This is a genomic window from Gloeocapsa sp. PCC 7428 (assembly GCF_000317555.1).
GTDB lineage: Bacteria > Cyanobacteriota > Cyanobacteriia > Cyanobacteriales > Chroococcidiopsidaceae > Chroogloeocystis.
Genome location: NC_019745.1, coordinates 2,421,204 through 2,434,695, shown reverse-complemented (window position 1 = coordinate 2,434,695; position 13,492 = coordinate 2,421,204). Strand labels below are relative to the sequence as shown.

The 13,492-nt window shown below is 41.8% G+C and carries 16 protein-coding genes; 11 read left to right on the top strand and 5 right to left on the bottom strand.

Translation table 11 applies throughout. The features are described 5' to 3' along the window. Positions 1-12: 12 nt before the first annotated feature. The 5 genes from GLO7428_RS10630 (at position 13) to GLO7428_RS28440 (ending at position 2,791) form a co-directional block, all read left to right on the top strand. The gene (locus GLO7428_RS10630) at positions 13-1,095 is read left to right on the top strand and encodes a class I fructose-bisphosphate aldolase (protein WP_015188552.1); all 1,083 of its coding nucleotides are present in this window, start codon (positions 13-15) and stop codon (positions 1,093-1,095) included. A gap of 109 nt (positions 1,096-1,204) precedes the next feature. After that, entirely contained in the window at positions 1,205-1,531 is a 327-nt protein-coding gene (locus GLO7428_RS28455) for a Rieske 2Fe-2S domain-containing protein (RefSeq protein ID WP_196797497.1), read from the top strand. Between the two features lie 15 nt (positions 1,532-1,546). Next, positions 1,547-1,774: a hypothetical protein gene (locus tag GLO7428_RS28450; RefSeq protein WP_196797496.1), complete on the top strand. Its 228-nt coding sequence runs from the start codon at positions 1,547-1,549 to the stop codon at positions 1,772-1,774. A 12-nt stretch (positions 1,775-1,786) separates the two neighbouring features. Further along, positions 1,787-2,452, top strand: coding sequence for an NAD(P)/FAD-dependent oxidoreductase (locus tag GLO7428_RS28445; protein ID WP_304412753.1), 666 nt, complete (start codon positions 1,787-1,789; stop codon positions 2,450-2,452). A gap of 39 nt (positions 2,453-2,491) precedes the next feature. Continuing rightward, positions 2,492-2,791, top strand: a complete 300-nt coding sequence (locus GLO7428_RS28440; RefSeq protein ID WP_196797494.1) for an oxidoreductase C-terminal domain-containing protein — start codon at positions 2,492-2,494, stop codon at positions 2,789-2,791. Between the two features lie 8 nt (positions 2,792-2,799). Here GLO7428_RS28440 and GLO7428_RS26005 read toward each other — a convergent pair whose 3' ends face one another. Beyond that, complete coding sequence (locus GLO7428_RS26005) at positions 2,800-4,182, bottom strand: GDSL-type esterase/lipase family protein (protein ID WP_015188551.1); 1,383 nt, start codon at positions 4,180-4,182, stop codon at positions 2,800-2,802. A 219-nt stretch (positions 4,183-4,401) separates the two neighbouring features. Here GLO7428_RS26005 and GLO7428_RS10615 point away from each other — a divergent pair, with 219 nt between their 5' ends. The 5 genes from GLO7428_RS10615 to GLO7428_RS29720 all read left to right on the top strand — a co-directional run bounded on the left by GLO7428_RS10615 (position 4,402) and on the right by GLO7428_RS29720 (position 8,919). Then, complete coding sequence (locus GLO7428_RS10615; protein ID WP_015188550.1) at positions 4,402-5,571, top strand: pyridoxal phosphate-dependent aminotransferase; 1,170 nt, start codon at positions 4,402-4,404, stop codon at positions 5,569-5,571. A 25-nt stretch (positions 5,572-5,596) separates the two neighbouring features. Next, the gene (locus GLO7428_RS10610; protein WP_015188549.1) at positions 5,597-6,592 is read left to right on the top strand and encodes a zinc-dependent alcohol dehydrogenase family protein; all 996 of its coding nucleotides are present in this window, start codon (positions 5,597-5,599) and stop codon (positions 6,590-6,592) included. After that, a complete protein-coding gene (gene ggt, locus GLO7428_RS10605) occupies positions 6,585-8,135 on the top strand; it encodes a gamma-glutamyltransferase (protein WP_015188548.1) in 1,551 nt (516 codons plus the stop codon). The genes GLO7428_RS10610 and ggt overlap by 8 nt, the downstream gene beginning before the upstream one ends. 271 nt (positions 8,136-8,406) lie before the next feature. Then, the gene (locus GLO7428_RS10600; RefSeq protein WP_015188547.1) at positions 8,407-8,661 is read left to right on the top strand and encodes a hypothetical protein; all 255 of its coding nucleotides are present in this window, start codon (positions 8,407-8,409) and stop codon (positions 8,659-8,661) included. 27 nt (positions 8,662-8,688) lie between these two features. Beyond that, entirely contained in the window at positions 8,689-8,919 is a 231-nt protein-coding gene (locus GLO7428_RS29720; protein WP_015188546.1) for a DUF4278 domain-containing protein, read from the top strand. Positions 8,920-9,106: 187 nt separating this feature from the next. Here the strand turns inward: GLO7428_RS29720 and GLO7428_RS10595 are convergent, their stop codons facing one another. From GLO7428_RS10595 to GLO7428_RS10585, 3 genes are all read right to left on the bottom strand, one after another. Then, entirely contained in the window at positions 9,107-10,153 is a 1,047-nt protein-coding gene (locus tag GLO7428_RS10595; protein ID WP_015188545.1) for a 3-deoxy-7-phosphoheptulonate synthase, read from the bottom strand. Between the two features lie 255 nt (positions 10,154-10,408). Beyond that, entirely contained in the window at positions 10,409-10,705 is a 297-nt protein-coding gene (locus tag GLO7428_RS10590) for an acylphosphatase (RefSeq protein ID WP_015188544.1), read from the bottom strand. Between the two features lie 110 nt (positions 10,706-10,815). Continuing rightward, positions 10,816-11,055, bottom strand: coding sequence for a hypothetical protein (locus GLO7428_RS10585; RefSeq protein WP_015188543.1), 240 nt, complete (start codon positions 11,053-11,055; stop codon positions 10,816-10,818). Between the two features lie 222 nt (positions 11,056-11,277). Between GLO7428_RS10585 and GLO7428_RS10580 the strand changes: the two genes are divergently transcribed. Then, positions 11,278-11,655: a DUF1823 family protein gene (locus GLO7428_RS10580; RefSeq protein ID WP_015188542.1), complete on the top strand. Its 378-nt coding sequence runs from the start codon at positions 11,278-11,280 to the stop codon at positions 11,653-11,655. A 4-nt stretch (positions 11,656-11,659) separates the two neighbouring features. Here GLO7428_RS10580 and GLO7428_RS10575 read toward each other — a convergent pair whose 3' ends face one another. Beyond that, a complete protein-coding gene (locus tag GLO7428_RS10575) occupies positions 11,660-13,225 on the bottom strand; it encodes a cellulase family glycosylhydrolase (RefSeq protein ID WP_015188541.1) in 1,566 nt (521 codons plus the stop codon). Positions 13,226-13,492 lie beyond the last annotated feature (267 nt).

The following is a 13,492-nucleotide window of genomic DNA, read 5'->3' as shown; positions in this document are numbered from 1 at the left end:
TGAGGAATTTGTATGACAGCAACACTTTCTGCACCAGAAACAATTGAATCTTGGTTAGGTGAAGAAGCTGAAGATTTGCTTACTCATAAAGCCAAAGTGTCAAAAGATTTATTGCACTTACCAGGACCCGATTTTGTCGATCGCATTTTTACGATTAGCGATCGCTCACCGCAAGTTCTACGCAGTTTGCAACAGCTTTACTCCTACGGTCGCTTAGCAAACACGGGCTATCTTTCTATCTTGCCTGTAGACCAGGGAATCGAGCATTCCGCAGGGGCTTCGTTTGCACCTAACCCGATTTATTTCGATCCAGATAACATTATTAAATTAGCGATCGAGTCAGGCTGTAACGCCGTTGCAACAACGTTGGGAGTTTTAGGCAGTGTTTCGCGCAAATACGCGCATAGAATTCCTTTTATCGCCAAAATCAACCACAACGAACTACTGACGTATCCGAACCAATTCGATCAAGTGATGTTTGCATCGGTTGAACAAGCTTGGAATTTGGGTGCTGTTGCAGTTGGCGCGACAATTTATTTTGGTTCAGAACAATCAACGCGGCAAATTCAGGAAGTCAGTCAAGCTTTTGCCCGCGCCCACGAACTTGGTATGGCGACAATTCTGTGGTGCTATCTGCGCAATAATGCGTTTAAGCAAGACAAAGACTATCACATCTCAGCCGACCTCACGGGTCAAGCGAATCACTTGGGCGTGACGATTGAAGCTGATATTGTTAAACAGAAACTGCCAGAAAATAATCATGGCTATACCGCAGTTGCCCAAGCAACAGGGAAAAGCTACGGTAAAACGAACGATCGCATCTATACTGATTTAGTCACGGATCATCCGATTGACTTGACCCGTTATCAAGTCTTAAATTCCTACTGCGGACGTGCGGGGTTGATTAATTCGGGTGGCGCTTCGGGTAAAAATGACTTTGCTGAAGCAATTCGTACCGCAGTGATTAACAAACGTGCTGGTGGTTCTGGCTTGATTTCTGGTCGTAAGACTTTTCAGCGTCCTTTTGAAGATGGAGTGAAACTGTTTCACGCAATTCAGGATATTTATTTGTCGTCGGAAGTGACAATCGCTTAAGCTCAGTAACTGAGATCGTCGTTTTGATTGGTAATTGGGAACGCGGTAATTGCTTTCTTATTACCTATTCCCGACTACCCCCGTTACCCGTTACCATTTCCCTAAATTTATGACTACCCAAGATGCTGTTGTTGCTAAAGTTAAGGATTTGCAAAATGGCGAGATGAAGCAAGTTTCGGTGGGAGACACTGATGTATTATTAGCGCGGGTCAACGATCAGTTTCATGCAATTGGGGCTTATTGTACGCACTATCAAGCACCGCTAGCTGAGGGAGTTTTGAGTGGCGATCGCGTGATTTGTCCTTGGCATAATGCTTGCTTTAGCCTTGTGACCGGAGATTTACAAGAACCGCCAGGGTTAGATGCGCAACCTTGTTACGCGGTACAAATTGACGGTGAAGATGTCATTGTAAGTGTTCCTGATTCTGCATCATAGCAACGAACTTTGGCAATGGTTGAGTATAAACCAGACGTAGACCAACGTACGTTTGTTGTGTTGAGTGCGGGTGCGGCGGGAAGTGCAGCGGTAGAAGCACTGCGACAAACAGGTTTTGCAGGGCGTATCGTTATGCTGACGTATGAGGATAAGTTACCGTATGACCGTACTTGGTTGAGTAAAGACTATTTTAATGGCAAAGTTTCTCGCGATGAAATGCCGTTGCGATCGCAGCAATTCTAGGATGCGCATGATATCGAAGTCTTGTTGAATAAGCGCGTCACACGCATCGATGCAACTACCAAAATTATCACCTTTGCGGATGATGAGACAATGACTTATGACTCGTTGTTGTTGGCTACTGGTGGTAAACCACGTCAGTTAGATGTAGAAGGTGCAGATTTAGAAAATATCTTTACCTTACGCAGTTTTGCTGATGTAGAGAAGATTCTCGCATCCGCAGAAAACGCATCGCGTGCCGTTGTGATTGGTTCAAGTTTTATTGGTATGGAAGCGGCTGCGGGTTTGGCACAAAAAGGTTTGCAAGTGACTGTTGTTTCGCCGAGTTCAGTGCCGTTTGAAAAAATTCTGGGTCAAGAAATTGGAAAGTTGTTTCAGCAGGTACATGAAGAACAAGGCGTGAAATTCCTTTTTGGCACAAAAGCGCAGAAGTTTGAGGGTAACGGTAAAGTAGAAGCTGTGATTTTAGAGAATGGCGATCGCCTGACTACAGATTTAGTTGTTGTCGGTGTTGGCGTACAGCTAGCAACGGAATTTCTTGAAGGCGTGGAGTTACACGAGAAAGATCGCAGTGTCATTGTTGATGAATATCTTTGTGCGGCTGATGATTTGTATGCAGCGGGAGATATTGCACGTTATCCTGACTGGCGTACGGGTGAACTCACTCGCGTAGAACACTAGCGATTAGCAGCCCAACACGGTCGCATTGCAGCTTACAACATGGCAGGAAAAGCGGTAAAATTCGCAGGTGTACCCGTTTTTTGGACAATGCAATTTCAGTTTCCTTTGCGCTATGTCGGACACGCTACTGACTGGGATGAAATTATTTTTGATGGTAGCTTGCAAGAGCGAGAATTTATTGTTTTTTATGTTAAAGACGATCGAGTTTTAGCTGCGGCTAGAAGTCAGCGCGATACCGAAATGGCAGCAATTTCTGAGTTAATGCGTTTAAATCAAATGCCTACTGCGACAGAATTGAGGAACAGTAAAATTGATTTAGTAGCGCAACTAAAGAGCTAATTTCACGTCTAGATGACTATAATGTTATTACGTGTAAGATCTGGTTCGCCAATAAGTTTAGCAATTTGAATTGCGTTTGCGTTACCAGTTCCATCAACGTCAAAGAACAAATTACCGTTATTGCGGTTGTAAACGAAGCGATCGCTGGTATCTTGTGCAGATGCTGCTACTCTATATTCTTTACCTGTAATCGCACCCAGCGACAACCCACCGCCAAAACCTGATTGAGAAACGGCGATCGTGTCGAAGTCAGGATTAAAGTCTCTAATAATATCAATACCTTCAGCAGGCGAATTAAATACAAAGCGATCGTACCCAGAACCACCAATCAATGTATCATTGCCAAAACCGCCGATAAGTGTATCATTACCCGCATTCCCTTGCAGAACATTAGCAGCACCATTGCCGATTAACTTATCAGCAAATCGCGACCCCGTCACATTTTCTATTCCAGTGAGAGTATCGCGGTCAACGAGTGCATCATACCAAGCATTTCCTAATTTATCGTAGCCTTGACGACGTGGATGAATACCATCCGAAGTTAAGTCATTCAGCTTAAGATTACCTCCCGCGTTGACAAAGCTCACATTCTTGCCTTGTGCAACTTTGCGGTCTACTAAGCCAGGGAGAAGTGTATTAAAATCTTTGGCAAGGTTGGCAGCAGTTTCACCGCGAACACTAGCATCAATGGGCGCAATGGAGGATACAAGTATCTGAGTATTGGCTGATTGCAGAGTAATACGGTCAATTAGATAGCTTAAGTCGTTGTACATTTCTCTCAAACTACTACCGCCCAAAGCATCATTTGTGCCGATCATCAGTAGCACAATATCAGGTTTGTAGGTTTTGAGAATTCCTCTATCGACTAGATTGGTGATTTCATCAATTGTCCAACCCCCGTGTCCTTCGTGGTTTTTGTCATCAAGGCTTTGAGATCCATTAAACTGCGAACCTACAAAGTCGATTTTCAAACCATCCGCCGATACATTGTTCCACAGTTGAATTCGGTAAGTTCCAGGAGTAGGGTCAACGCGGTGTTCTCCCTTAGTGATAGAGTCACCCAACGGCATGATTTTGGGCTGACCTGAGGAAGCAAATTTTAGCGTGACAACAATTCCTTGTTTAAGATTTGCAATGATTCCCTGAGTCGCCTGGTTATAACTTGCTGTATCTATCCCACTACCACCAACAAGTCGGTCATCACCACTACCACCATAGAGCGTATCATTGCCACTACCTCCAAATAAAGTATCTTGACCACTACCCCCTCGAAGCAGATCGTTACCCGCATAACCGTAGATTTTGTCATTACCAGCAAGACCGTAGATTGTATCTGCTAGTAAAGTGCCAGTCAGGGTATCGTTCTTAGAAGTTCCTTGAATAAAAGCCATGAAATTTATTTAAAGTCGTCTGCAAGATGCAGTCAAAATATCACAACCCAAAAACACGGTTAAATGTCCTAAGAGTATGGTTTTAGTTGCTACTATGACAAGCAATCAAAACTTACGTTCCGAGCGATCTCAAGAATAAGTAAGCAATGAAAAATACAAATCAGGAGTAAGACTCTAAGATATCCTAGATAAATTAGAGTTTTGCCGAAGATAGTGAGCATGAAGTTGGCAGCACGAGTAGGTGAGGTAACTCCGTCTTTAACACTGGCGATCGCCGCCAAAGCCAAAGCAATGAAGCTAGACGGAATCGATGTTTGTAGTTTTAGCGCAGGAGAACCGGATTTTGATACTCCCGCACACATCAAAGCCGCTGCTCAAAAAGCCTTAGATGAAGGTAAAACAAAGTATGGTCCCGCTGCTGGAGAACCAAAATTACGCCAAGCGATCGCCCGCAAGCTACAAAATGAGAATCACCTCGACTACAACGCCGAAAATGTCATTGTGACCAATGGCGGTAAACACAGTTTATTTAACTTAATGCTGGCATTGATTGAGCCAGGTGATGAAGTAATTATACCTGCGCCTTACTGGCTCAGTTATCCTGAAATGGTCAAGCTAGCTGGGGGAAAGCCCGTCATTGTCCAGACGGATGCGGCTACGGAATACAAGATTACACCAGCGCAATTACGTTCAGCGATTACCGCGAATACGAAGCTATTTATCTTCAATTCGCCGTGTAATCCTACGGGAGTTGTTTATACACCAACCGAAATTCAAGCGCTTGCAGAAGTTATCGTCGAACAAGATATTTTAGTTGTCTCGGACGAAATTTACGAAAAGATTATTTACGACGATGCCAAGCACGTTAGTATTGGCTCACTCGGTAAGGACATTTTTGCACGAACGATCGTCAGTAGTGGCTTTGCTAAAGCATACTCGATGACTGGCTGGCGACTGGGTTATTTAGCAGGTGCAGTTGAGTTAATTAAAGCAGTTAGTACGATTCAAGGTCACAGTACGTCTAATGTGTGTACGTTTGCGCAGTATGGTGCGATCGCGGCGTTTGAAGATTCACAAGATTGTGTTGAACAAATGCGCTTAGCCTTTGCCGAACGACGACAAGTGATGCTAGAGCGAATTCGTGATATACCTGGAGTTAGCTGTGCGCCGCCAAATGGTGCATTCTATTTATTCGTCAATATCAGTAAAACTGGCTTAAGTTCGTTAGAATTCTGCGACAGCCTCCTAGAAACTCAACAAGTTGCAGCAGTTCCTGGTATCGCTTTCGGTGCGGACGATCATATTCGTCTCTCGTATGCTACTGATATGGCATCAATAGAAAAAGGTATGGATAGATTACATAAGTTTGTCCAAAATCAATTGTCCTAAATTTTCCCTCTCAAACACAACGACCATGCGGGCAATGATTCTAGAGACACCAGGAAAACCCCTGCGTGTTGCTAACTTACCAATTCCTACACCCAATCCGCAGCAAGTCTTAATTCGCGTTCGCGCCTGCGGGATTTGTCGCACAGATCTACACATTGTTGACGGAGAACTCACACAAGCGAAACTACCCTTAGTTCCTGGACATCAAATAGTAGGAATTATTGAAGCAGTCGGAGAAGAAGTAGTACCGCAATTTAAAGTAGGAGATCGCGTTGGTGTTCCTTGGTTAGGGTATACGTGCGATCATTGCCGCTATTGTTTGAGTGGGAAAGAAAATCTTTGTGATTATGCGCAGTTCACTGGCTATCAAATCGATGGTGGTTATGCTGAATACACCGTTGCTGACGCTAGGTTTTGTTTTCCGATTCCTGCGGACTACCCAGATTTACAAGCAGCGCCTTTATTGTGTGCAGGATTGATTGGTTATCGCGCTTATCGCATGACAGGTGATGCTCACAAGTTAGGTTTTTACGGCTTTGGTGCTGCTGCACATATTCTGATTCAACTCGCACGCCATCAAGGACGAGAAGTTTATGCTTTTACTCGCGAGGGAGATATTGCAGGACAAGAATTTGCGCGTCAGCTTGGTGCGGTGTGGGCTGGTGGTTCAGCAGAATTACCACCTGAACCTTTAGATGCGGCAATTATCTTTGCGCCAATTGGTGCTTTAGTCCCTGCTGCACTGCGTGCGGTTGCGAAAGGGGGTGTCGTTGTTTGTGCTGGAATTCATATGAGTGATATTCCTTCGTTTCCTTATCACATTTTGTGGGAAGAACGAGTTGTGCGATCGGTTGCTAATCTCACGCGTCTTGATGGCGAAGAGTTCTTAACTCTAGCACCGCAAGTTCCCATCCATACTGAAGTTAATGTTTTTCCTTTAAATGAGGCAAACGATGCACTCGATGCGCTACGTAGTGGCAAAATTAATGGCGCAGCTGTCTTAGTTGTCGCCCATGACTAAAATAACGCACGGCACGATCGCCGCTGGACATCATAAAACTGCCGAAGCTGGTATTGAAATGTTTCGTAGTGGTGGTAATGCCTTTGATGCTGCAACCGCAGCTATGTTAGCATCTTTCGTTACTGAATCGGCACTGACTTCCGCAGGTGGCAGTGGCTTTCTGCTAGCGCATACAAATCAGAACGAAAATATTTTATTTGATTTTTTCTCGCAAACACCGCGACAAAAAAGACATATTCGCGAACTCGACTTTTATCCGATTGAAGTTGTTTATGGCGATGCTGCGCAAGAATTCCATATTGGGCTGGGTGCAATGGCTGTACCTGGTAATCTCGCCGGAATTTTTCACATTCAAAAAAAACTAGGGAGATTGCCTTTTAAAGCGATCGCCGAACCTGCAATTCACTATGCAAAAACAGGTGTAGAAGTCGGTAGCTTTCAACACTACTGCTTAAATATTCTTAAACAAATTATGGTTTCCTCTCCCGCAGGGAAACAAATATATGCACCAAATGGAGAAATCCTTCAGCTTGGCGAAAAAATATTTATACATGATTTTGCAGAAACTTTATCGTATCTAACAGTAACAGGATGCCAAGAATTTTATCAAGGGGAAATTGCACGTCAATTAGTGAATGATTGTCAAGAATATGGTGGATATTTAACATTAGACGATCTCAAAAATTATCAGGTTATCGAAAGAACGCCTTTAAACGTTAATTATCGCGGTAATACTTTTTTAACCAATCCGCCTCCTAGTTCCGGTGGACTCTTAATAGCATTTGCTTTAGAACTTCTATCAAATATTGATTTAGAAACTGTCGGCTTTGGTACGTCGCGTCATCTGCAAATTTTAGCCGAAGTCATGCGACTGACAAATGAAGCAAGAAAAGATGGATATAATACAAATATTTACGAGCAAGATGTTGCTGAAAAGTTCTTATCAGAACATATTACCCAATACGAAAAACAATTAACTGAGCGTGCGCACAAGTGGGGAAGCACGACGCATATTAGTGTCGTTGATGCCGAAGGTAATGCAGCTAGTGTAACGACGACACATGGCGAAGGTTCTTCTTATATTATTCCTGGCACAGGAATCATGATGAATAATATCCTCGGAGAAGAAGATTTAAACCCACAAGGATTTCATCAATGGCAGGAAAATGTGCGAATTTCTTCGATGATGGCACCAACAATCGTACTTAAAGATAATCAACCTGAACTTGTCCTTGGTTCAGGAGGCGCAAATCGAATTAGAACAGCAATTTTACAAGTAATTTCTAATATTATTGATTTTAAAATGCCCGTAGAACAAGCAGTCAGTAGTCCTCGCGTTCATTGGGAAAATAATGTTTTTAATATAGAACCAGGATTTAATGATTCAGTTATTAAAGCAATCGACAATGATGACGCTCAATTGATTTTATGGAATACCAAAAATATGTTCTTTGGTGGCGTGCATACTGTAATGGAAACATCTGAAGGTGTCATTTCAGGTGCTGGTGATGAACGCAGAAATGGCGCGATCGCCCAAATTTAATAATTATCTATTTCTATATCTTGCATAATATTAATTCTTTCGTAAAGAGAATTTTAGCTTAAGTATGCCTGCGTATTACTGTAAACCTAAATGATCGTAGACGATTAAAGCACAAATCAATCACTAAATTGCAGATTTTGAGCTTTTTTCACGCATCTTAGCCGAAATAAAAGCAAGTTGGGTTGTAGTCACTGAATGAGAGATGGGCGCTATAAGCAATAGCGAACTGTTGTAATTCGCATGACTACCCACGTTATAGGAGACATATAAAATGCCTCATCGTTCGTTTGATGCTGCTAATTTACTGACGCACTCAGCTAGTAGCAATCCGCGACAGTTTCTAGAAAAATGCTTTGCCAAGTCAGTTCAAGAAACACCAAATAATCAGCCACTGTTGTTGATTGTTTTATTGATTTTAGCGATCGCCAGCATAACTATCTATACACAAGCACCGCACATATCTCGTTCTTTACAAGCCGCAGGTACACGCACTGCGCAAGAACTGCTGTGGATAAATTCTCGATAACAAACTTACGACAACGGCAAACTGCAAATGATTTACCAACTCACTGCTTTAACGACTCAATCAAAGGTGAAAATTATGACTTTATCCTATCGTGGTTTGAAGTACGAAACTTCTGCTGTCCGTGTAAATAGCAATACTAGTATAACCGCCAAATATCGAGGTATTACCTATCGCAAACAGCGGCGTACTACTCTTGAAATACAAATATGCGAACTCAGATATCGTGGTTTAACCTATAAAAGCGTGCTTTTCAAGTGAACACAAACCAGTCATAGGAGGATGCTTGCTAAAAAAAGTCACTACAGGCGATCGCACTTAATCGCTGGTATATTCAAAAGCATTCCTCCTTTCTCTCTGTACCAATCATCTAAATCAGATAATGACCAATTACCCATTACCTCTTACCAAGACCAATCGTAATTAACTTAAGATTGTGACTACAGTACTACTTGAGTTTTTCGTAAGCATCGCTAATAATTCCTTCCGTTTCTTCCCAGCTAATACACTTATCTGTTACTGAAACACCATATTTCAAATCTGCTAAATTGCTTGGAATCGATTGTCCGCCTTCATACAAATTCGATTCTAGCATCATGCCAACAATCGCAGTATTACCCTCAACAATTTGCTGAACGACGTTGTTAAACACTGTAGCCTGTAACTTATAATCTTTATTTGAGTTTCCATGACTGCAATCAATCACGATTTTCGCTGGTAAATTTGCTGCTTTTAGTTTTTCTTCAGCGGCTTTAATACTCTCAGGGTCGTAATTCGGCTTACCACCGCCACCTCTAAGAATAATATGCCCGTGAGTGTTTCCTTTGGTTTTAAATACACTAACTTGCCCGTTGTGGTTAATACCTAGAAAATGGTGCGGAACTTCCGCCGACTTTAAGGCATTTAAGGCAACTTCGATACCGCCATCAGTGCCATTTTTGAAACCAACAGGCATAGACAAGCCGCTTGCCATTTCTCGATGCGTTTGTGATTCGGTTGTGCGCGCGCCGATCGCAGACCAAGCAATTAATTCACTAATATACTGCGGTACAATCGGGTCTAAGGCTTCGGTTGCTGCGGGTAAACCTAGTTCAGCTAAATGAATGAGTAGTTTTCGTGCTATTAACAAGCCCTTTTCGATGTGAAACGAATCATTCATGTCTGGATCGTTGATTAAACCTTTCCAGCCAACGTTTGTGCGGGGCTTTTCAAAGTAGACTCGCATGATGAGTAGGAGTTTATCTTTGACTTGATCGGCAAGTTTTTTGAGCTTTTCAGCATACTCTTTAGCTGCTTTAACATCATGGATCGAGCAAGGTCCCACCACGATGAATTTGCGATTGTCGTAACCTTCTAAAATCGCCTCTATTTCTTTCCTGGCGCGCAAAACCGTCTTCTCTGCCGAATGTGTAAGTGGGAGTTTTGCTTTTACTTCCTTCGGAGTCATTAAGATGTGTGAATCTTGAATATGCGTGTTGAATAGTTTGTTGTGCATAAGATAGAATTTTTTATTTGTTCAAAAATGTACTCAATATTAAGTTCTGAATTTACGTAAAAACATTACTTATCTTAATCCAAAAAACTTCATTTTAGCAGGAAATTTTTGGCAGTATTTGTAGGACTCAAGACGCGATCGCATTTGTCAAATCTAATATTTTCATTGCTCAATTCTACACAGAAGCACGCATTATTAAGTTTTTTTATAAAGTTTAAATAAAAAATTACTATCAATAAAATTAGTAAATAATACTTAACGACGGATACTAAAGTCAGAAAACCCCTCTGATTCTTTGTACTCAACAGCGACATCTTCGACGACAGCAGCCCGACTTCCTTGGCGACACCATCGCACCATCTCTTCTACTACATCTTTACTTCCTTCAAAAACAGCTTCGACGCGACCATCCGCGAGATTGCGTACCCAGCCATTTAGCCCTAACGCTTGAGCGACATCGTAAGTTGCCATGCGATAGCCAACTCCTTGCACTCTACCAGAAACTAAAACATGAACTTGGATTTGCGCTAGGGGTAGTGATGAATCTAACATCAGCTTGAATTGTTACCAGTGATATGACGACATAATAAATTCGCCTTTGTCTATCTTAAACAAATTGAGACAAAGGCGATGTGTTTCTTGGTGCCACAACTTAATTCAATTCAATCGTCATCATCGTCATCGTCGCGATCGCGGTATCGGTTACGACGGTCGTCATCATCATCGTCATCATCATCGCGATCGCGGTATCGGTAACGGCGATCGTCATCGTCATCATCGTCATCGTCGCGGTATCGGTTACGGCGGCGATCGTCATCGTCATCGCGGTATCTGCGATCGTCATCTTCAGATCTTCCTCGTGGGAATCCTGGAATATTTCTTAGAAAATCGTCTATTCCCATAATTCTTCTCCTAGAAGCGGAGTTGAAGCGCTTGCTTTTGTCATCAGTTTGTCATAATTTTTTTATCTACGATCTCTTCCAACAGAGGTAGATATTGATGAGAAGCGTTAATCAAACTTCACATGATAAGTTGCACAAAATTTTGGCGTAGCTTGCTGTCAAGCCTTTAAATAATTCATGTCCTTAGTTTCAAAAAAAAATTTCCTCAAATAATGAAAACTTATGAATACTCCTCAATTGTTACCACTAAATATAGACACAATTTGGGCAATTATCAACGATACAATTGACGATGCGACCGTTAATCGATTGGTATGGCACTATTTAGGTTATCGTTACGATGATGCGACAGATACATGGGATAACACAAAAGTTGTAGACGAGTGGCGCAATGAGTATCCACAACCACCAAACTTCATCGAGAGTCGTCCCGCGACAGTTAAGCTAACTCGTTCAATTCCTCCAGAAAATAAACAGCTTTTAAAAGAAATCGGTTTTTCTGGTTATAAAATTGGCGAATTTGGACCTCGACAAACTCGCCGCGCAACAGTTGCGAACTGGTTATTAAGTTATATGCAACAAACCAACGAAAACACCTAAAGATTCATTTTGTCGGTATGACTTCTAAAGCATTAATCATGGGTAGCTGAACGCGGGGCGTAAATTTGATATCTAATTGACCGTCTTTTACAGTAACATTAATGGTTTTGACCAGCGCAATATTTCTCCCATTGGCTTCTGAGTATACATCAACATTTGCCAGTTTTGCCTCTTCTACTGCCACATCAAATACGCGTTGACCTTTTGCTGAAATACCATTATAAGTTTCTGCAAAATGTAGTTTAACAAGGTAGTTACCGTTAGGAATTGCAAATGTATAACCTGTCAGACCATACCGTTCAGTTTGGTAAATTCTAGCATTGGATGTATTAGCAATAGGAACGTCACCACGCTCCACAGTTAAACCATTTAAAAAACCTTGATCTGGAACCCATTTACTACCATCAGATGCAATAAACTCTGTATTGCTTCCTGCTGCAATTCGGAGTGGGAAGCTTAATGTTGATGGTTTGGCTTGTGATGGGTTGCTGTTACGCTTTTCGGATAACCAATCGCGTGTAAAGCTTCCATGATATCGAGGACCATTGCGCGGATTCCAGTTACGATCAAATAACTGTGGATACCAAGGATTATTGCTTGCTACCCAACTCGTCCAACTTAAACCATAATCATCAATAAATTTCTTTAATTCATTTCCATAACTATTTTGATTTCCATAAACTTCCGTACCTGACATATCTTCATCCCACCCCCACTCAGTTACGACAACTGGGTAACGCTGCGCTAAGTAACCGATTTCGTACTCATATTTTTGTCGTTGTGAACTTCCTTGACGCCCATAAAAGCTAGGGTAAATGTGTGCAACATAAGCTAAATTTGGTGAATTAGGAAACATAGGATCGTAAAACGGTGCCTCAGCAGCCTCACGCATATGTTGGCAGTATTGAGGACCGCAGATTAAAATAATATTTGGTGCGCTAGCAGATCGAATTGTATTAATCCACGGTTGCGCCAGATTTTTCCAAGTACTCCAAGTCATCCCACTACTAGCATTGCTAGAGTTTTCATTGAATATCTCATAGAGAACATTGCTATAGGAGCTAAACTTAGGTGCCATGTACTTCCAGAAGGCAAGTGTTTGACTTTGCTTGCTACGTGGATCTTGTACGTAATGCCAATCGATGATGACGTACAGTCCTTTTGAGGTTGCATAGTCTACCAAAGGCTTTAAGTACTGATTGAAGTGGCGATCTGCCTTCGTTTGAGAAAAAGCTTCGTTTTCTAACCAAGTATGAGGATGAATCGGAACACGAACAATTTTGGTATGCCAATTTTTACTCGGATCGGTGAGTAAATCGATAATAAATTTATAGCCAAAATTCTTACTAATATGTTCTGCATCTGTAAGACTAACTCCACGCAATACAACAGTCTTACCTTGAGAATCTTGGAATTTATTACCCACTACTCTAATACTTGGTGGTGGAGCAGCAATAGCCTTACGAGTAATCTCGGTTACACCTATTCCCCCAATTACTAGCATTCCTAATAAAATATTTAGGAAAGAGTGATTTCTTCTCGCAGAAGCCAAATGTCTTTTACCTTTCATGCTAAATTTTCAGTAGAGTTCAACAACTCACTTCTGTAAGTGAGCTATGCATTCATACTTCAAGTGCTAAATCTCATGAAATTTAGCTTTTTTTAGACAAAACAGTCCTACACAAAAATGAGAATTCAAGATTAATGAACTCATCTTTGCTCATCAAGACTTTACTTAATTCGGTTGCTGCTTTACTCAAACTTTACAGCTTTGTGTTCTAAATCAAAATAAATATAAATTCTGGAGACTTCCAGCGTGTTTTTACGGATTTTTTTG

Excerpts from the sequence above, each read along its gene's own strand:
- GLO7428_RS28440 (WP_196797494.1), top strand. The coding sequence starts at position 2,492 with ATGGCAGGAAAAGCGGTAAAATTCGCAGGTGTACCCGTTTTTTGGACA.
- GLO7428_RS10615 (WP_015188550.1), top strand. The coding sequence starts at position 4,402 with ATGAAGTTGGCAGCACGAGTAGGTGAGGTAACTCCGTCTTTAACACTG.
- GLO7428_RS28455 (WP_196797497.1), top strand. The coding sequence starts at position 1,205 with ATGACTACCCAAGATGCTGTTGTTGCTAAAGTTAAGGATTTGCAAAAT.
- GLO7428_RS10585 (WP_015188543.1), bottom strand. The coding sequence starts at position 11,055 with ATGGGAATAGACGATTTTCTAAGAAATATTCCAGGATTCCCACGAGGA.
- ggt (WP_015188548.1), top strand. The coding sequence starts at position 6,585 with ATGACTAAAATAACGCACGGCACGATCGCCGCTGGACATCATAAAACT.
- GLO7428_RS10610 (WP_015188549.1), top strand. The coding sequence starts at position 5,597 with ATGCGGGCAATGATTCTAGAGACACCAGGAAAACCCCTGCGTGTTGCT.
- GLO7428_RS10630 (WP_015188552.1), top strand. The coding sequence starts at position 13 with ATGACAGCAACACTTTCTGCACCAGAAACAATTGAATCTTGGTTAGGT.
- GLO7428_RS10575 (WP_015188541.1), bottom strand. The coding sequence starts at position 13,225 with ATGAAAGGTAAAAGACATTTGGCTTCTGCGAGAAGAAATCACTCTTTC.
- GLO7428_RS10590 (WP_015188544.1), bottom strand. The coding sequence starts at position 10,705 with ATGTTAGATTCATCACTACCCCTAGCGCAAATCCAAGTTCATGTTTTA.
- GLO7428_RS10600 (WP_015188547.1), top strand. The coding sequence starts at position 8,407 with ATGCCTCATCGTTCGTTTGATGCTGCTAATTTACTGACGCACTCAGCT.
- GLO7428_RS10580 (WP_015188542.1), top strand. The coding sequence starts at position 11,278 with ATGAATACTCCTCAATTGTTACCACTAAATATAGACACAATTTGGGCA.
- GLO7428_RS26005 (WP_015188551.1), bottom strand. The coding sequence starts at position 4,182 with ATGGCTTTTATTCAAGGAACTTCTAAGAACGATACCCTGACTGGCACT.
- GLO7428_RS10595 (WP_015188545.1), bottom strand. The coding sequence starts at position 10,153 with ATGCACAACAAACTATTCAACACGCATATTCAAGATTCACACATCTTA.
- GLO7428_RS28450 (WP_196797496.1), top strand. The coding sequence starts at position 1,547 with ATGGTTGAGTATAAACCAGACGTAGACCAACGTACGTTTGTTGTGTTG.
- GLO7428_RS29720 (WP_015188546.1), top strand. The coding sequence starts at position 8,689 with ATGATTTACCAACTCACTGCTTTAACGACTCAATCAAAGGTGAAAATT.